19 protein-coding genes are annotated in these 16,482 nt (G+C 50.0%); 11 read left to right on the top strand and 8 right to left on the bottom strand.

Features of this window, described 5'->3' with window-relative positions; genetic code table 11:
- Positions 1-37: 37 nt before the first annotated feature.
- The 5 genes from msrP to B0F88_RS09385 all read left to right on the top strand — a co-directional run bounded on the left by msrP (position 38) and on the right by B0F88_RS09385 (position 3,708).
- Positions 38-994 (top strand): protein-methionine-sulfoxide reductase catalytic subunit MsrP, encoded by a 957-nt coding sequence (gene msrP / locus B0F88_RS09405; protein ID WP_104423681.1) that lies wholly within the window; start codon positions 38-40, stop codon positions 992-994.
- 20 nt (positions 995-1,014) lie between these two features.
- Positions 1,015-1,671 (top strand): protein-methionine-sulfoxide reductase heme-binding subunit MsrQ, encoded by a 657-nt coding sequence (locus B0F88_RS09400; RefSeq protein WP_258076613.1) that lies wholly within the window; start codon positions 1,015-1,017, stop codon positions 1,669-1,671.
- A 333-nt stretch (positions 1,672-2,004) separates the two neighbouring features.
- Positions 2,005-2,586 carry a superoxide dismutase [Fe] gene (gene sodB, locus B0F88_RS09395; protein WP_104423679.1) on the top strand — a complete coding sequence of 194 codons (582 nt, stop codon included), beginning with the start codon at positions 2,005-2,007 and terminating at the stop codon, positions 2,584-2,586.
- 145 nt (positions 2,587-2,731) lie between these two features.
- Complete coding sequence (locus tag B0F88_RS09390; RefSeq protein ID WP_258076612.1) at positions 2,732-3,202, top strand: SDR family NAD(P)-dependent oxidoreductase; 471 nt, start codon at positions 2,732-2,734, stop codon at positions 3,200-3,202.
- Between the two features lie 5 nt (positions 3,203-3,207).
- Entirely contained in the window at positions 3,208-3,708 is a 501-nt protein-coding gene (locus B0F88_RS09385; RefSeq protein WP_258076611.1) for a DUF3455 domain-containing protein, read from the top strand.
- A gap of 154 nt (positions 3,709-3,862) precedes the next feature.
- Here B0F88_RS09385 and B0F88_RS09380 read toward each other — a convergent pair whose 3' ends face one another.
- From B0F88_RS09380 to arsC, 5 genes are all read right to left on the bottom strand, one after another.
- Complete coding sequence (locus tag B0F88_RS09380; RefSeq protein WP_104423677.1) at positions 3,863-4,786, bottom strand: ketopantoate reductase family protein; 924 nt, start codon at positions 4,784-4,786, stop codon at positions 3,863-3,865.
- Positions 4,779-5,483 (bottom strand): DnaA regulatory inactivator Hda, encoded by a 705-nt coding sequence (gene hda / locus B0F88_RS09375; RefSeq protein ID WP_104423676.1) that lies wholly within the window; start codon positions 5,481-5,483, stop codon positions 4,779-4,781. Before hda ends, B0F88_RS09380 begins: the two co-directional genes overlap by 8 nt.
- A 2-nt stretch (positions 5,484-5,485) precedes the next feature.
- Positions 5,486-5,839, bottom strand: coding sequence for a DUF2069 domain-containing protein (locus tag B0F88_RS09370; RefSeq protein ID WP_181049869.1), 354 nt, complete (start codon positions 5,837-5,839; stop codon positions 5,486-5,488).
- 169 nt (positions 5,840-6,008) lie between these two features.
- Positions 6,009-6,599, bottom strand: a complete 591-nt coding sequence (gene wrbA, locus B0F88_RS09365; protein ID WP_104423675.1) for an NAD(P)H:quinone oxidoreductase — start codon at positions 6,597-6,599, stop codon at positions 6,009-6,011.
- A 12-nt stretch (positions 6,600-6,611) separates the two neighbouring features.
- Positions 6,612-6,959 carry an arsenate reductase (glutaredoxin) gene (gene arsC / locus B0F88_RS09360; protein WP_104423674.1) on the bottom strand — a complete coding sequence of 116 codons (348 nt, stop codon included), beginning with the start codon at positions 6,957-6,959 and terminating at the stop codon, positions 6,612-6,614.
- A 92-nt stretch (positions 6,960-7,051) separates the two neighbouring features.
- Between arsC and ubiA the strand changes: the two genes are divergently transcribed.
- Complete coding sequence (gene ubiA, locus B0F88_RS09355) at positions 7,052-7,921, top strand: 4-hydroxybenzoate octaprenyltransferase (protein WP_104423745.1); 870 nt, start codon at positions 7,052-7,054, stop codon at positions 7,919-7,921.
- 43 nt (positions 7,922-7,964) lie between these two features.
- Here the strand turns inward: ubiA and B0F88_RS09350 are convergent, their stop codons facing one another.
- Positions 7,965-8,873 carry a YihY/virulence factor BrkB family protein gene (locus tag B0F88_RS09350; RefSeq protein ID WP_181049868.1) on the bottom strand — a complete coding sequence of 303 codons (909 nt, stop codon included), beginning with the start codon at positions 8,871-8,873 and terminating at the stop codon, positions 7,965-7,967.
- A gap of 248 nt (positions 8,874-9,121) precedes the next feature.
- On the opposite strand from B0F88_RS09350, the gene B0F88_RS09345 reads away from it, so the two are divergent.
- The 4 genes from B0F88_RS09345 to B0F88_RS09330 are packed head-to-tail and all read left to right on the top strand — an operon-like array spanning position 9,122 to position 11,834.
- Entirely contained in the window at positions 9,122-9,421 is a 300-nt protein-coding gene (locus B0F88_RS09345) for a DUF6763 family protein (protein ID WP_104423672.1), read from the top strand.
- 16 nt (positions 9,422-9,437) lie between these two features.
- A complete protein-coding gene (locus B0F88_RS09340; protein ID WP_104423671.1) occupies positions 9,438-10,283 on the top strand; it encodes an ATPase in 846 nt (281 codons plus the stop codon).
- An 18-nt stretch (positions 10,284-10,301) separates the two neighbouring features.
- Positions 10,302-11,366 carry a homoserine O-succinyltransferase MetA gene (metA, locus tag B0F88_RS09335; RefSeq protein WP_104423670.1) on the top strand — a complete coding sequence of 355 codons (1,065 nt, stop codon included), beginning with the start codon at positions 10,302-10,304 and terminating at the stop codon, positions 11,364-11,366.
- A complete protein-coding gene (locus tag B0F88_RS09330) occupies positions 11,367-11,834 on the top strand; it encodes a nucleoside deaminase (protein WP_104423669.1) in 468 nt (155 codons plus the stop codon).
- A gap of 70 nt (positions 11,835-11,904) precedes the next feature.
- Here B0F88_RS09330 and B0F88_RS09325 read toward each other — a convergent pair whose 3' ends face one another.
- Positions 11,905-12,309, bottom strand: a complete 405-nt coding sequence (locus B0F88_RS09325) for a hypothetical protein (protein ID WP_104423668.1) — start codon at positions 12,307-12,309, stop codon at positions 11,905-11,907.
- A 244-nt stretch (positions 12,310-12,553) separates the two neighbouring features.
- Here B0F88_RS09325 and purM point away from each other — a divergent pair, with 244 nt between their 5' ends.
- Positions 12,554-13,597 carry a phosphoribosylformylglycinamidine cyclo-ligase gene (gene purM / locus B0F88_RS09320; RefSeq protein ID WP_104423667.1) on the top strand — a complete coding sequence of 348 codons (1,044 nt, stop codon included), beginning with the start codon at positions 12,554-12,556 and terminating at the stop codon, positions 13,595-13,597.
- Between the two features lie 195 nt (positions 13,598-13,792).
- Here purM and B0F88_RS09315 read toward each other — a convergent pair whose 3' ends face one another.
- On the bottom strand, positions 13,793-16,441 hold the full coding sequence (locus B0F88_RS09315) for an EAL domain-containing protein (protein WP_104423666.1): 2,649 nt from the start codon (positions 16,439-16,441) through the stop codon (positions 13,793-13,795).
- Between the last annotated feature and the right edge of the window lie 41 nt (positions 16,442-16,482).

Raw genomic sequence — 16,482 nt, 5'->3', positions numbered from 1 at the left:
TTTGCTCGCATTGATAAAGCATTGGGTCACTTTGGCGATGATAATTAAAACAAAAAATGATATTCCGGCCAGCGAGATTACCGATCCTTTAATCTTTAGAGGGCGGCGCAAAATCATTAAGGCCGTGTTAGCGGTGATGGGGGCTGGCGCCGGTATTTCGCCGATATTGGCGGACAGCAATAAGCCTGCTTGGGCGGATTTGCCAACAGGGGATTTCTCTGCCGATCTTTTAACGCCTACGCCAGCCGAACTGATTAAAAATTACACAAATTATTATGAGTTTTCGTTCAATAAAAAAGATGCAGCGAACCTGGCGCAAAACCTGCGCACCGATCCCTGGTCCGTAGAGATAAGCGGCGAGGTCGAAAAGCCCGGCAGTTATTATCTGGAAGATGTTTTGCGCCAACAGACCCTTCAAGAGCGCATCTATCGGTTTCGTTGTGTCGAAGGCTGGTCAATGGTTGTGCCTTGGGTCGGCTTTTCGCTGGGCGAGCTGTTAAAAACGGTTAAGCCTTTATCAACCGCCCAATTTGTAAAATTTACCGCCGTTTATCAACCGGAAATAATGCTCAAACAACGCAATAACGCGATGCTTGAATGGCCTTATGTCGAAGGCTTGCGCATCGACGAGGCCATGCATCCGTTGACAATCCTGGCGGTCGGCATGTACGGCGATATTCTGCCCAAGCAAAATGGAGCGCCGTTACGTTTGGTGGTGCCTTGGAAATACGGCTTTAAAAGCATTAAAGCGATTGTAAAAATCGAGCTGTTAAAAAGACCGCCAGTCACATCGTGGAATCAATTCGCGCCTAATGAATACGGCTTTTATTCTAATGTAAATCCGGCTGTCGCCCATCCACGCTGGAGCCAAAGCAGCGAACGCCAATTAGGCAGCGGTTTTTTTACTCCGCGTCGGCAAACTGAATTATTTAACGGCTATGGCGAGCAAGTAGCTTCGCTTTATAGCGATATGGACTTGCGGCATTTTTTCTGATGATCTTTCGAATCAATAATTTGCGGTCAAAATTCATTGTCGTCTGTTTACTGCCATTGTTATGGTTGTGTGTCGACATTGCGTTCGACAATTTAGGGTCAAATCCGGTTCAAGCCTTGCATATTCGTCTGGGGGATTGGTCATTGCGTTTTTTATGTCTGACCCTGGCGATTACGCCTATCCAGACGATTACAAAATGGCGCGGTATGGCCGATTACCGGCAATTGTTCGGGCTGTATGCTTTTTTTTATGCAAGCTTGCATTTGCTGGGCTACTTGCTTGCAGATCATGCCCTGATGTGGCGTATTATCGGTATTGATATTATTGAGAGCCCTTATATCTGGTTTGGGGTGTTAGCGTATGGCATTATTTTTCTATTAGCGCTGACTTCGCCTAAATGGGCTAAAAAGCGTATGGGTAAAACCTGGAAAAAACTTCACCGGCTTATTTATATTGCAGCCGTTGCGGCCATTATTCATTATTTCTGGCAACTCAAAGGTAATTTGGCCGAACCTTTGTTTTATTCGATCATCGTGTTTTTGCTGCTGGGTTTTCGAGTTTTAGTCTGGGTTAAAAACCGGCAATTAACTAAAATGATGATCCCAACCGGTCAGCGGGTCTTGGCGTTGGCGGAAAAGCAAGGCGTGATCCAGGAAGCGCCCCGTAAACAGCGTTGAGTTGCTGTTGACGGTTAAGCATTCAAAGCCCGGTTTCAGTGGTGAAATACCTGTTTGCGGCGGCAGTTTTTTCACTCAAGTTTCAGCATTGGGTTATTGGGATAGCTACCGGGAGTCCCTATATGCCGATAATCCAGAACCGGACGTTTTTGCCGGTCAACACGGGGGGTTACGTGAGCAATTTTAACGATTTGGCGCTATCCGGCTTGGCTATTGCTTTATTTAATCGTCGAGCAATGCTAAAGTAATTGTTTATTAAAACGCTTGGTATTTGTTTTATCGCCGGCTGTTTGTATGCAATACTTTACATCAACTTTAATTTAGGAGAATCCCATGGCTTTCGAACTTCCTGCTCTGCCTTATGCTAAAGACGCATTGGCGCCCCATATTTCTGCCGAAACCTTGGAATATCATTACGGCAAGCATCACCAAACTTATGTGACAAACCTGAATAACTTGGTTCCGGGTACTGAATTTGAAGGTTTATCATTAGAAGAAATCATTATGAAATCTTCCGGCGGTATTTTCAATAACGCGGCGCAAGTCTGGAATCACACTTTCTATTGGAACAGCTTAGCACCCAATGCGGGCGGCGAACCTACCGGCGCTTTGTCCGATGCAATCAACGCAACTTTCGGCTCATTCGCGAAATTTAAAGAAGAATTCACCAAATGCGCAGTTACTACCTTCGGTTCAGGCTGGGCTTGGCTGGTAAAAAATGCCGACGGCAGCTTGGCGCTGGTCAGCACCAGCAACGCAGGTTGCCCATTAACCACGGGTCAAACACCTTTGTTGACTTGCGATGTTTGGGAGCACGCTTATTACATCGATTACCGCAATGCGCGTCCGGCTTATTTGGAAGCATTCTGGGCATTGGTTAACTGGGATTTTGCTGCAAAAAACTTTTCAGCATAATTTTAAAGTAGTATAAAAACCTCCTGCGTCGCCGATGCAGGAGGTTTTTTTATGGGAGCAATAAAAATCTACAACGTTCTGGCCGCGCTACCCTACTATTCAGCTGGAAAAACTCGATGTTTCAGAGTTTTGACAAATTGAGGCCTTGTCGCAAAAACTGGCGGGCAGCCGTATCGATGTTTTGATTAATAATGCCGGTATTTATACGGATGACAACAGTAACGGTTTTGGCCGTCTCGATTATCAGGCCTGGACCCATTCGCTGGTAGTTAACACCGAGGCCCCCATAAAAATGGCCGAGGCTTTTTTACCGCAAATTAAAACCAGCGATAAAGGACTGATTGTTAATATCAGCAGCCTGATGGGCAGTATCTTGCACCGGTCCAGCAAAGCGGCGTTGAATGCGGCAATGAAGAGTTTGGCGATAGAGCTTAAAAATCAGTCTGTCGGCGTGCTTACTTTTCATCCCGGCTGGGTCAAAACCGACATGGGCGGGCCGAATGCGCTAATCGATGCGGAGCAAAGCGTTGCCGGAATGCGCACGTTGATAGAGAACTTTTCTTTGGATCAATCCGGCAGTTTCGTCAAATACGACGGAACGCCAATGCCATGGTGAATGTTATGATTAAAAAGATATTGATTTTATCGGTCATGTTACAAGGTGCGGTTCATGCGGAGGTTTCAACGCCCGAACAGATTAAAGCGCCTGCGGGCTATAGCCCCGTTTTGACCGCGCATGCGAAGGGCGATCAGATTTACCAATGCGCACTGAATAAAGGCGAGTATGCGTGGGAAACGCAGGCGCCCGACGCCAAATTGTTCGATGCCAAGGGCAACATCGTCGGGAATCACTCCGCCGGCCCCCTGTGGGAATATAAAGAAGGCAGCCGCGTAGTCGGCCGGGTCGTCAATAAAGTCGATATGGCGCCGGGCAAGGCTATTTCCTGGTTGCTGGTCGAGGTGGTTTCCCATCAGGGTGACGGTCTGTTTTCGAACGTGGACTTTATCAACCGGGTTAATACGCAGGGAGGCCTGCCGCCTGCCGCGGGATGCGACGCCAATCATCTGGGAGGCGAAAAGCGGGTTGCCTATACGGCGGATTATGTTTTTTATGCCAAATAACGTAAATTCACGTTCATAACTGATGTTACGCAATGGTTAAAAGTATTCACCACGAAGAGACGAAGGACACGAAGAAAAAAATATAAAATTTCGTGCTCTTCGTGTCTTCGTGGTGAATAAAAGTCTTTGTTCTGTGTCGTATGTATTAAATACTCTAGTGCTGCTCTAGCTTCAATTCCCTCAGCTTCATCAACGCATAGACCGATTTCAGATGAGGCGCGACAATGCTCACCCGGCGGGCGGCGCGCAGGGCATTGCCGAGGATGGCTTCGGTCTCCATCGGCTGATCGGCCTCATAGTCCAGCAGCATGCTGGTTTTATAAGGCGGCATCGCGTAGGTATTTTCGATGTTGGTGTCAACAATATCGTCGGGCAAGGGATGCCCCACGGCCGACGCAATATCGCAAATTTCCTGCATGATGCTGCGCACGAAAAACTCCTGGGTTTGCAGGATGTCGAGCGTCAGCAAACCGCCTGACAGTACCGACAGCGGATTAAACGGCGCGTTCCAGACGCATTTTTGCCAGCGCCCGGTCACAATGTTGTCGATTGCCCCGCAATCAATGCCGGATTGATTAAACAGTTCGCAAAGCTGCGCGGTTTTAAGGCTGACGCCGTTCGGCAAATTACCTAAAGCCAGACGGCCGTAGGCCAAGTGCAATATTTCTCCGGGGCCTGTCCGGTTGCAGCAGATAAACGCCAGGCCGCTGACGAGTTCATTATTCGGGAAAGCATTCAGCATTTCCTGTTCGATTTCCACGCCGTTTTGGATAAAGACTATCGACGTATTTCGGCCGACAACCGGGCGTATCAGTGCGACACGATCCAGCGTCGGAATGATTTTGGTGCAGAGTAAAATATAGTCCGGCGTCCCTTTAAAATCGGTCACATTTTTTAACACCTGTGCCGGGGTAAAATTCCAGCGGCCGAGCGCTTGGCTGTTGATGATGAAATCGTGTTGCTTGACTTGATCGTAATCGGAGCGGCAAACCACCGATACTTCGGCTCCGGCCTGCGACAGCAGCGAGCCGTAAAACGCGCCGACGGCTCCTGCTCCAATAACCAGCACTTTAATCATGGCTGTCTTCGTTCAGAATCTGCTTTAAAAAAGGGACGGTTAGTTTGCGCTTGGCGGCCAATGACGCCTTGTCCAGTTTTTCCAGTAAGGCCCATAAACCGGCCAGATCCCTATCGTAATGAGTCAGCAGGAAACGCCCGGTTTGCGGCGCGATCTCAAAGCCCATTTGATCGGCTTTAAAGATTAATGCCGCGATACGGTCGCTGTCGGTCAAAGGCTGTATTTTTAAGGCCAGGCCCCAGTTAAGACGGGTTTTCAGGTCGGGCAATCGGATGGCGAGATCATTGGGTGCGGCACATGACGATACGATCAGTTTGTGGCCCCGATCGCGATGCCGGTTGAAAAAATTAAAAAAGGCCAGCTCCCAATCCGCATTGCCGGCTATGCACTCGATGTTGTCGAAACAAACGACATCATATTCATCGAGTCCGTCCAGTATCGCGGGATCAGGCAATTCTGCATGGGCTAAATCAAAATAGAATGAGCGGATGTTTTGCCGTTGGGCCTGATGGCAGCAGGCTTGCAGCAGATGAGTCTTGCCCAGGCCCGATTTGCCCCAGAGGAAAATTTGCTGTTCGCCCAGGCCGGCAACACACCGCTGCAAATGAGTGACGATTTCGCGATTGGTTCCGGGGAAAAAATCGTTAAAGGTCTGGTTGGCCCGAAATTCAAAATGTAATGGAAGCTGCTCCGCCATTGTCAGTTTTGTTTTCCTGCAAAGCGGACATAAAACGCGGAGCCGAAAAACAGCATCAGGCTCAGCAGGATTTCAAGCGATGCATACAGCCGTTCGTCGGCGTTGACGTAGGCTTCGGCAGTGCCGTGGAGAAAATAGATTAGGCTGACGTAGGCGGCCCATGCGCAGCTTCTGGGATTGCGATCCAGTAAGCCGCGCATGGGCAGCAATAATGGCATAACGGAGACCAATAAAACCAGCGCCACCGGAAAACGGGTCGACGGCGCGAGCACGGTATTCCATAGCATCAGCAAAGCGAACAGCCCGAAAAAACCGGTCAGGGCAGTGATATAGCAGTAAATCGGTTTTATGGTCATGAATGGTAATTTCTCAGTAATAACAGGTAAGTCCACAAAAAATCGGTTAAAAAGATTTAAAAGATTAACACCACGAAGACACGAAGGACACGAAGTTTTATTCTTCGTGTCCTTCGTGTCTTCGTGGTGAATAAGGGGGCTTTTAATCGCCTGTTTACCCGCATCCGCTTCAAGCTTGTTTCAAACGAAGCGCGGTTTTAGCCAGACGCGCACCGAGCGCTTTGCACAAGATTTTTTCGTGATCGCTCAATCCTGTGTGGTTAGTCGATACGTGACTGGGGCCGTATGGCGTGCCGCCCGACGTGGTTTCGCGCAATGCATGTTCGGTGCTGGGCAAGCCCACTATCAACATGCCTTGGTGCAGCAGCGGCAGCATCATCGACAACAAGGTGCTTTCCTGTCCGCCGTGCATGCTGCCGGTCGAGGTGAATACGCCGGCCGGTTTGCCGGACAATGCGCCTGAAAACCAGATTTCGGTGGTGCTGTCGATAAAATATTTTAGCGGTGCGGCCATATTGCCGAAATGGGTCGGGCTGCCCAGCGCTAGGCCGTCGCAGGATTTTAAATCGTCAAGCGTAGCGTAAATTGCGCCGTGGGCGGGGATGCTTTCCGCGGTTTTTTCGCAGACGGCTGAAACATCGGGGACGGTTCTGAGTACGGCTTCAGCGCCGTCAACCGATGCTACGCCGCGGGCGATATAATTGGCCATATCGGCGGTCGCGCCGTTGCGGGAGAAATACAAAACCAGGATTTTTGCCATAAGATTAAGCCATCAAAGAATGGCGAGCACGGCTTCCGGCGGACGGCCAACGGCCGCCTTGCCGCCCGCGATAACAATAGGCCGTTCGATTAAAATGGGATGGTCCGCCATGCCTTGTATCAGCGCCTGCCGGTCCAGCGACGTATCGTCCAGGCCGTTCGCCTTATATTCGGCTTCTTTTTTACGCATTAACTCGCGCGGTTCCATGCCCAGCTTTTGCAGAATCTCATCCAGTTCCTGGGCGCTGGGAGGCGTTTTAAGATATTCGACAACCTCAGGTTCGATGCCTTGCTCTTTTAACAGTTGCAAGGTTTGACGCGATTTGCCGCAACGCGGATTATGATAAATCTTTACGCTCATGGTTCACCTGCTCATTAAAATAAAAAAGCTATAATAGCATTTTTAATAAAATTCAGGCTTTGGAAAAGGCAATAACGATGATGGACAAAATAATGGATCGCGTACTGGATCGAATCAAGCAATACTGGCTATTAGCGCGATTCGACAAGCCTATCGGCATCCTGATTTTATTGTGGCCTGCGTTGTGGGCGCTGTGGGTCGCCAGCGGCGGCAAACCCGATTTGCTGGTTTTGACCGTTATTTGTCTGGGCGTTGTGCTGATGAGGGCGGCAGGCTGCGTGATTAACGATTATGCCGACCGCGACTTCGATCCGCATGTGGAACGCACCAAGCAGCGGCCTATCGCCGCAGGCAGGGTAAGCCCCAAGGAAGCGCTGATAGTTTTTACGGTGTTGTGTTTGTGCTCTTTCGGTTTGGTCTTGTTGTTGAACATCTACACCATCATGCTGTCGTTCATCGGCGCCTTTCTGGCCGCCAGCTATCCGTTTATGAAGCGTTACACTCATTTGCCCCAGGCCTATTTGGGCATGGCTTTCGGCTGGGCGGTGCCGATGTCGTTTGCCGCGCAGCTGGACAGCATTCCGCCGGTGGGCTGGCTGATGTATTTGGCTACCATATTATGGGCGTTGGTTTACGACACCATGTACGCGATGGTCGATAAGGACGATGATCTGAAAATAGGCGTTAAATCGACGGCCATACTGTTCGGCGCTTACGACCGTCACATCATGGCGGCGTTGCAGGTCGTCATACTCGGCCTGCTGATTACTGTGGGGCAAATGGCGAACACCGGTTGGCCTTATTACGGCGGTATTTTAATTGCGGCGGGCTTGTCGGTTTATCAGCAAAAATTGATTCTTCACCGGGAAAGAGCGCTTTGTTTTAAGGCGTTTTTAAACAACAACTGGTATGGCTTGGCCGTGTTTTTAGGTTTGCTGGCGGATTATTGGTTGCGACGATGACCGGACCGATTGTGACAGCCGGGGATATTCCCAAAGCCGCTTGCTAAGAACGGTTGTATATTTTGGCGTTTAGGTCAAAACCTATCAGCATAATCAAACAGTTAAATTCGAGCCATAACATGATGACCATGATGGTGCCGATGCCGCCATACACCTTGTTGTAAGTGCCGAAGTTGTTGACATAATAGTTAAACAGCAATGACGCCGAGATCGATAAAACGGTCGCCAACAGCGCGCCGGGGCTTATAAACTGGTAGTTGGCCGAATTAACCGGGCCAAAGTAATACAGCAACGAGATGGCGGTATATAACAGCAAAAGCGCAACCAGCCACTTGCCCAGCATCAATAATAATATTTCTCGCCAGTCATGTAAGAGCCAGCCCTGATCAATTGCATAATTGATCGCAACTTCGCTGAATATAATCAGCAATGAAGCCGTCAGCAGGAGCAGCGAGAGCGCTACAAACAAGAGTAGCGAAACGCACCGCTGCTTGATAAAAGATCGGGTTTCAACGACATGAAGAGCCTGGTTGAACGCTTCCATCAACGCATTAATACCGTTGGTGGCAAAGTAGACTGTTACCAAAAATCCGAATGATAGCAATCCGTTATGCTGGTTTTTCACCAGATCGTTAATGGTTTCAACAGCGGCCTGATAAGCGTTTTCAGGTAATAGCGAGTGCATTTCGTTGAACACCTGCTGGTGCAGATTAGCGACGGGCAGGAAAGGTATCAACGAAAAAAAGAAGATGATGGCGGGAAACATCGCGAGAAACAGAGTAAAGGCTACTGCGGACGCCCGAGTGGTAATGGCGCTTTTTTGGATTTCCACCAGGAAGAAGAAGCCTATGTCATGCAATGTCAGTCCGGCGAAACCGGGAGGGCGAATTGCTTTCGACTGCGTAATCAGTTTTTGCAGTAACTCTAAAAACAGAGTTTTTGATCTGAACACATTATTCGTCATTATTGGCGGACTGTTGCAAGTAAGCGGTGCTTACTTTATAAATATCGCACCCGGATAATTCAATCAGCCTTGTCATAACAGGCTTTAACGCGGGTTTCAATATAAAAATACGGAAAATAAATTTATCCCGGCCAGTATAAAATACTTTTGTATTTTCTTTTGCATTGTTAGTAAGATCACTTACCTTTTAGATATTTTTGCGGCGAAACATTCTAGCTAAGCATTGAGGAATAATTATGACAACCATAGCAGACCCTATCATCGGCAGTTGGTACAAGGATGTGGAAAACAACCTGAAATTTAAAGTCGTCGCCATTGAAGAAAGCGATGATTCCATTGAAGTCCAATACCTTAACGGCGATATTGGCGAATACGACCATGACAGCTGGTATAGCTCAACTTTCGATTATATTGAGGCTCCTGAAGACTGGAGCGCGCCTTTTGACGATCTTGAGGTCGATGATTTGGGCTATACCGATACGGACGAACACAGACCCAATCCTGACGATCTGGACATAGAAGATTACCTGGATTAATGAGGGAAGCATCACAATGAAAATGAGTCCTCAGGAATTCCTGGACTGGCAAACAAAACGCATTACTCTGCTGGCTATGTCCGGCGCGGGAAAAACCACGCTGGCCAATAAATTGCCTAAAGCCAAATGGTTCCATTATTCCGGCGATTACCGGATAGGCACAAAATATCTGGAAGAGCCTATTCTGGATAATATCAAGCGCCAAGCCATGCGCGTTCCGTTTCTGCGCGAATTGCTGCTTTCCGACTCCATCCATATCAGCAATAAGATAACCGTCGATAACTTGGCTCCTGTTTCCAGCTTTCTCGGTAAACTCGGCAATCCTGAGTTGGGCGGACTGTCTTTGCAGGAATTCAAACGCCGGCAAAAACTGCACCATCAGGCTGAGATTGCCGCGATGAATGACGTGCCGGATTTTATCGATAAAGCGGTAGACATATACGGCTACAAGCACTTCGTCAATGACGCCGGAGGCAGCGTTTGCGAGCTGGATAGCCCCGAGGTGCTGGAAACGCTGGCGCAGAACACGCTGATTGTTTACATCAAAATTCCGCCGGAATTGGAGCAAACCATTATTGAACGCGCTAAATCCGATCCCAAGCCGCTTTATTATCGGGAAGCGTTCCTTGATGAAAAACTCGCCGAATTCATGAAGCTTAGACAGTATTCTTCCACTGATGCCATTCAGCCGGATGATTTTGTCTCCTGGGTTTTTCCCGAGCTATTCAAGTCCAGACTGCCCCGCTATCAGGCTATCGCCGATCAATACGGCTATACTGTCGATGCGAACGATGTCGCCGCCGTTAACGGCGAGGATGACTTTATCCGGCTTATCGCCGATGCCCTTGGTTCCCAGCAATAATATGGACGGAGTCCGGTTATGCCTTTAGTTGCACATACTGATTTACCGACATTTCAACGCCTTCGTGAAGAAGGGGAGGAAATACTGGATCCTGTTCGCGCCAGTAATCAGGATATACGGGAAATGCATATCGGTCTGCTCAATATGATGCCCGATGCGGCGCTGGAAGCGACCGAAAGACAATTTTTCCGGCTGGTGGGGGCGTGCAACCAGATCGTTCAGTTTCATGTGCATCCGTTTACCATTGAGGGACTGAAAAGAAGCCCGGAAGCGCAAGCCCATATCGCTAAATATTACGAACCCTTCGAGAAAATCAAACGGGATGGCTTGGATGCGCTGATCATCAGCGGCGCTAATGTCACGCATCCCCGATTATCCGAGGAAGATTTCTGGCAACCGTTGACCGAGGTTTTTTTCTGGGCGAAGGAAAATGTCACCTCGATATTGTGTTCATGCCTTGCGACGCATGCCGTCATTCAATATTGTTACGGCATCGAGCGAACCCGCTTGCCGGCCAAACGTTGGGGAGTGTTTTCGCATAAACTAACCGATCGCAGCCATCCGTTGGTCGCGGAAATCAACACCCGATTTGACGTCCCTCATTCCCGTTTTAATGAAATATTCCAGAGCGATATGGAACAACACGGGCTCAGGGTCCTGGCCGCCAGCAAAGAAGCCGGCGTGCATCTTGCGGTCAGCCCGGACGGTTTTCGCATTGTGTTTTTTCAAGGGCATCCTGAATATGACGACATCAGCCTGTTGAAAGAATACAAGCGTGAAGTCCTGCGCTTTTATCGTGCGGAAATAGACGACTACCCGCCGTTCCCGGAAAATTATTTTAATGCCGAGGTCCAGCAGATTTTTGCCGGTTATGAGCAGCAGGTCATATCGGCCAGACAGAACGGGCTGCGTCTGGCCGAGTTTCCTGAAAACCAGGTGCTGGAACATATCGACAACACCTGGGGCGATACGGCGAAAGCGGTATTCAACAATTGGTTGGGAAAAATATATCAATTGACCCATCAGGAACGTGGCCTGCCTTTCATGGATGGCGTAGACCCAAATAATCCCCTAGGCTTATAAATGGATGAGGAGTTTTTGCGGCAGGCGGTCGATCTGGCCGTAGAGAATGCCCGATCGGGACAGGGCGGCCCTTACGGGGCGGTTATTGTAAAAGAGGGACGGGTGATTGCCGCCAGCGGCAACAAGGTCACCAGCAATATCGACCCTACCGCCCATGCGGAAGTGATGGCGATACGCCTGGCTTGTCAAAAGCTCAATGATTTCCAGTTGCCGGGCTGCACCCTTTATTCCAGCTGCGAGCCCTGTCCGATGTGCCTGGGGGCGATCTACTGGGCGAGGCTTGAAAAGGTCTATTTTGCCTGTAGTCGGCATGATGCCGCTGCCGCCAACTTTGACGACAGCTTCATTTACGATGAGATTGCCGTGTTGCCGCATCAGCGCCGTATCGCCATGCTGCATTTAAATCTGCCGAATGCAATGCAGCCGTTTCAGATATGGGCTGAAAAGACCGACAAGGTGCTTTATTAAAACAGGCAAAAGGCACAGAGCGATCCTGTGTTAGGTTTTTTCGTCTTTCGCCCTTAGCCTTTCACTTCTGTTATTTATCGGTTACTTTAACCAGCCATCCGTTTTGGCCGGAGCAGCCTAATTCCGCTTTGGCGCTGACATTGAGCCTGACATATTGGCCATTGAAAGCAGCAGGCAACTTTGCCTTAACCCGGTGAAAACTGCTGTTGCTTTCGACCGTATATTCGAGTTCTTGATTTTTAGCGGTCAATTTGATGGTGCTCGGCTTGGCCCAAGGCGAAACCATGAAGGAAAATGTTGATTCAGGCGGAATCTCGGTTTTTTCGGGCTCTTGAAAGACAGGAAGGCTGAAGTCTCTGAACTGGGGCTTTTTGCAAATCTCTTCTGTTAGACCCGACTCATAGGCGGAAACGGTGCCGGTAAATAATGTGGCTGCAATAAACAGCATAGGGTTAAACATTTTTGTTACGTTCATATATCCACTCCTCAAAAAGACTTGGTGTTGCCATGGGCGGTTTCGGTTGATCCACTGTAATTAACAGCCAACCACGTTAATTATTTTTTTCAATTTGCCGCGCTTAAAATGATATGAATCCAAATTCACACAAACGCTACGGTAACATCTGTCAGATAAAACCTGTGTATTCATATCCTTCAGACAAAACCGATGATGTCTTGTACAATATCGGAAGTTTAAATTTTAGCAAGAGAACACCACATTGAGCGAACAAAATCAAGAAAGCTTGAATTATAAAAGCGCAGGCGTTGACATTGAAGCCGGTAACGCATTAGTCGAACGGATCAAGCCTATTGCAGCCAGAACACGGACGGCAGGGGTCATGGCGGGTCTGGGCGGTTTCGGTTCGATGTTTGAACTGCCGCTGGACCGTTATCGGCAGCCGATTCTGGTTTCCGGTACCGATGGCGTAGGCACCAAGCTGAAACTGGCCAATGAGTTGGGTATCCATGACACCATCGGCATCGACCTGGTTGCAATGTGCGTCAACGATATTATTGTTCAGGGCGCGGAGCCCCTGTTTTTCCTTGATTACTTTGCGACCGGTAAGCTGGATGTCGACACCGCCGCAGCGGTCGTGGACGGCATCGGCAAAGGTTGCGAGTTGGCAGGTGCTGCTTTGGTCGGCGGCGAAACCGCAGAAATGCCGGGCATGTATGCGGACGGGGAGTATGATCTGGCCGGGTTTTGCGTCGGCATCGTGGAAAAAAGCAAAGTGCTCGACGGCGGCAAAGTCAAAGTCGGCGACAAGCTGATCGGCCTCGCATCATCCGGCCCGCACTCCAACGGCTATTCATTAATCAGGAAAATCATCACCCACAGTCAGTCGGCGCTGACCGAACCCTTTAACGGCAAATCTTTGGGCGCAGCCTTGCTCGAACCGACCCGGATCTACGTCAAGTCGTTGTTGTCGCTGCTCGATAAAGTACCGGTGCATGCGCTGGCCCACATTACCGGCGGCGGCTTGACCGAGAATCTTCCGCGCGTGCTTCCGCAAGACACCAACGCCCACATCGACCTTGCTTCCTGGGAGTTTCCGGCCATCTTCAAGTGGTTGCAGGAAAAAGGTAACGTATCGCAGGCGGACATGCTGGTCACTTTTAATTGCGGCATCGGCATGATCGTTTGCGTGGCTCCCGAGGATGAGCGGGCGACGCTTGAAACCTTGAGTCAGTTGGGCGAGCAGGCTTTTACTATCGGCGAGCTGGTCGAGTCCGAAGGCAAGCCGGAAGTTAACTATCTGTAAACGGGATTTAATCGTTTCCGCTTAAGGCATAACACCACGAAGACACGAACGACTGCAAGGACAGATATTTGCTCCTGCAATATCTGCATTCCCTACATCCCTGTGGGTTATGCAGGAGGTCGAGCAACGCAGGGAGCAGTTGGCGAGATCACGAAGTTTTTATATTTCATTTTTCGTGATCTTCGCGGTGAAAAATTAATTTATTCCTTGCTCCCGCAATAACAGCGCAAACGCTTCCGCCGGCACAGGCGGGCTAAGGATGTAACCTTGATACGAATCGCAGTTCTTTTCCCGCAGGAACGCCAGTTGCTCCGGGGTTTCGACGCCTTCCGCCAGCACTTTAAAGCCCAGAATATGTCCCATTGCAATAATAGTCGCGGCAATTTCCATATCGTCCTGCAAGTGCGGAATGTCATCGATAAAGCTTTTGTCGATTTTTAACACGTCCAGCGGGAAATGCTTCAGGTAAGCCAGCGACGAAAAACCCGTGCCGAAGTCGTCAATGGCGAGACGGACGCCTTGATAACGCAACTTGTTCAGAAGCTCCATCACATTGCTCTGGTTTTCCAGCAGTCCGCTTTCAGTCATTTCCAGCTCCAGGTGTTCGGCCGGGAACCCTGTTTCGTTCAGCACCGCCTCAACCAAGGCGCTAATATTACCGCGGCGGAATTGCTGGGGAGAAACATTGACCGCCAACGTTAGCGGCGGCAAACCCTCATCCAGCCATCGGCGACCTTGACGGCAGGTTTCACGGAGCACCCATTTGCCAATGTCCAAAATCAGCCCGGTTTCTTCGGCGATTGGGATAAAACGTAGCGGGGGAATCAGCCCCTCTGCCGGGTCTTGCCAGCGTACCAAAGCTTCGGCGCCGACGATGCGTCCGCTGGCAATATCGACCTGCGGTTGGTAAAAAACGCGCAGCTCCTGTTGCTCTATCGCCCGGCGCAGCCTTGTTTCCAAGGCAATGCGTTCACGGGCTGCGATCGTCTGGTCTTCGGAAAAATAGGCATAGCAGCCGCGTCCTTGGTCTTTGGCTTGATACAGCGCGGCATCGGCGTGATCCGTGAGCTCTTCATAGCTGGCGCCGTGTTCAGGATACAGGCTGATGCCGATGCTGACGCCAATCTGCACGTCATTGCTTTGGGTTAGTTGGAAGGATTTGCTTAACGCGAATATGATTTCTTCAGCCACCCGTGCGGCGTCTTCAGGATGCGCAATGTCTTCCAGCAAGACGACAAATTCGTCCCCGCCCAGACGCGCCACCATGTCCACATCGCGCAATCTTGCCGTGATGCGCGCCGCGACCTGTTGCAGTAACTCGTCGCCCGCCAGATGCCCCAAACTGTCGTTGACCGCTTTAAAGCGATCCAGGTCAAGCATCAGTAATGCCAGCCGTTTGCCGTCACGCCGTTCTATGTCGATGCTGTGTTTAAGGCGTTCCTGCAGCAGTCTGCGATTAGGCAGCTGGGTGAGAGGATCATAAAAGGCCAGTTGTTTGATTTCCTCCTCGGCGGCTTTGCGGGAGGTAATATCGGAAAAAGAGGCAACGTAATGATGAATCTGCTCAGTCTTTTCATCGGCTGCCTTTACCGCCGTAATAATAAGCCATTCAGGGAACACCTCGCCGTTTTTGCGCCGGTTCCATATTTCACCCTGCCATGCGTCGGTGCGATTGATGCTATCCCACATCGCCGTGTAAAAAGCCTTATCATGCAGCCCTGAGCTGAGCAAATTGGGGGTTTTTCCCAGGACTTCCTCGGCACTGTAACCGGTGATTCGGGTAAATGCCTGATTGACTTTGAGGATAACGTTGTTTGCATCGGTGACCAACATGGCATCCTGCAATTCAAATGCGGTGGCCGCGATGCGAAGATCCACCTCATCCTGCTTTTGCTTGGTGATGTCGGTGATGAAGCCGTGCCAAAGTACGGAGCCGTCCGCCTGCCGCTGCGGCAGCGCGTTACCGAACAGCCAGCAGACAGGGGCGTCGTCAAATTTCAAGCGGTACTCCTGGCGCCATGGCGTTAAGTTTTGCGCCGATACCTTAAAGGACGTCTTGAAAGCGTCCAGATCGTCAGGATGCACGGCGGCAAGTATCTTGGTCGCATCTTCGCTGACTTCCTCCGGGCTGACCCGGTAGATAGTGCGAATGGCCTCATTGGCGTAAGGGATGCAGGAGCGCCCATCGGGAAACCGCTGAAACTGGAACACCAGTCCCGGTACCTGGCTGGCGATTTTTTGCAGGCGATCCAGGGCGTCCTGGCTGGCTTGCTCGGCTTTCTGGCGTTCAACGACCTCCTTCGCCAGTTGCATGGTGCGTGAAGAAAGCGCATCGAACATCGAAAGCATGGTTTCGATCAGCACCTTCATCGCCCCGCTCATTTCCTGGTCGGCTTGCTTCTTGGCCTGGTTTAACGGTACGCCTGATTGTACCGCCAACACGACTTTGGCCATGCGCATGTCGGTGTCCAGAATATGAAAGGCCAGCCATTGGGTCAGAAATGTCAGGATTTCTTCAATCAGCTGATCCAGCGGCCTGCTGGTTTTCCCCCCCATTATTCTGTTCACCGTAGCCAAGAACCGCCTGTGATCCTCTTTATGTTTTGTTTCCCAGGGGTCTTCAGGGAAGAACGCATGCCAGATGCGCTCCTCGGCCTGAAAATGGTAAATAGCGTATTCAGCCAAGTCATTGAAAACATTGTTTAAGGTGGGGACGTCGGATTGGTAGGCCAAGTGACCTGCCAACACATTTAACAACTCGACCAACTTTTGGTGCTGTGCATCGATCAGCGGTACACCAACCTCGAAATTTTTATTCCATGGAAAAACTTCAACTGAATACATAATGCTCTCGTCCAACTTAAAAATTTAGCTGGGGGCTTTGG

The sequence above is a fragment of the Methylobacter tundripaludum genome (assembly GCF_002934365.1).
Taxonomy (GTDB): Bacteria; Pseudomonadota; Gammaproteobacteria; order Methylococcales; family Methylomonadaceae; genus Methylobacter_A; species Methylobacter_A tundripaludum_A.
Note: the sequence above shows the minus strand (reverse complement) of the source record. Positions and strands in the feature narration are given on the sequence as shown.

Bases quoted from the DNA above. Each gene is read 5' to 3' on its own strand.
- msrP (WP_104423681.1), top strand. From the start codon at position 38: ATGATAATTAAAACAAAAAATGATATTCCGGCCAGCGAGATTACCGAT.
- sodB (WP_104423679.1), top strand. From the start codon at position 2,005: ATGGCTTTCGAACTTCCTGCTCTGCCTTATGCTAAAGACGCATTGGCG.
- B0F88_RS09385 (WP_258076611.1), top strand. From the start codon at position 3,208: ATGATTAAAAAGATATTGATTTTATCGGTCATGTTACAAGGTGCGGTT.
- B0F88_RS09380 (WP_104423677.1), bottom strand. From the start codon at position 4,786: ATGATTAAAGTGCTGGTTATTGGAGCAGGAGCCGTCGGCGCGTTTTAC.
- hda (WP_104423676.1), bottom strand. From the start codon at position 5,483: ATGGCGGAGCAGCTTCCATTACATTTTGAATTTCGGGCCAACCAGACC.
- B0F88_RS09370 (WP_181049869.1), bottom strand. From the start codon at position 5,839: ATGACCATAAAACCGATTTACTGCTATATCACTGCCCTGACCGGTTTT.
- wrbA (WP_104423675.1), bottom strand. From the start codon at position 6,599: ATGGCAAAAATCCTGGTTTTGTATTTCTCCCGCAACGGCGCGACCGCC.
- arsC (WP_104423674.1), bottom strand. From the start codon at position 6,959: ATGAGCGTAAAGATTTATCATAATCCGCGTTGCGGCAAATCGCGTCAA.
- ubiA (WP_104423745.1), top strand. From the start codon at position 7,052: ATGGATCGCGTACTGGATCGAATCAAGCAATACTGGCTATTAGCGCGA.
- B0F88_RS09345 (WP_104423672.1), top strand. From the start codon at position 9,122: ATGACAACCATAGCAGACCCTATCATCGGCAGTTGGTACAAGGATGTG.
- B0F88_RS09340 (WP_104423671.1), top strand. From the start codon at position 9,438: ATGAAAATGAGTCCTCAGGAATTCCTGGACTGGCAAACAAAACGCATT.
- metA (WP_104423670.1), top strand. From the start codon at position 10,302: ATGCCTTTAGTTGCACATACTGATTTACCGACATTTCAACGCCTTCGT.
- B0F88_RS09330 (WP_104423669.1), top strand. From the start codon at position 11,367: ATGGATGAGGAGTTTTTGCGGCAGGCGGTCGATCTGGCCGTAGAGAAT.
- B0F88_RS09325 (WP_104423668.1), bottom strand. From the start codon at position 12,309: ATGAACGTAACAAAAATGTTTAACCCTATGCTGTTTATTGCAGCCACA.
- B0F88_RS09315 (WP_104423666.1), bottom strand. From the start codon at position 16,441: ATGTATTCAGTTGAAGTTTTTCCATGGAATAAAAATTTCGAGGTTGGT.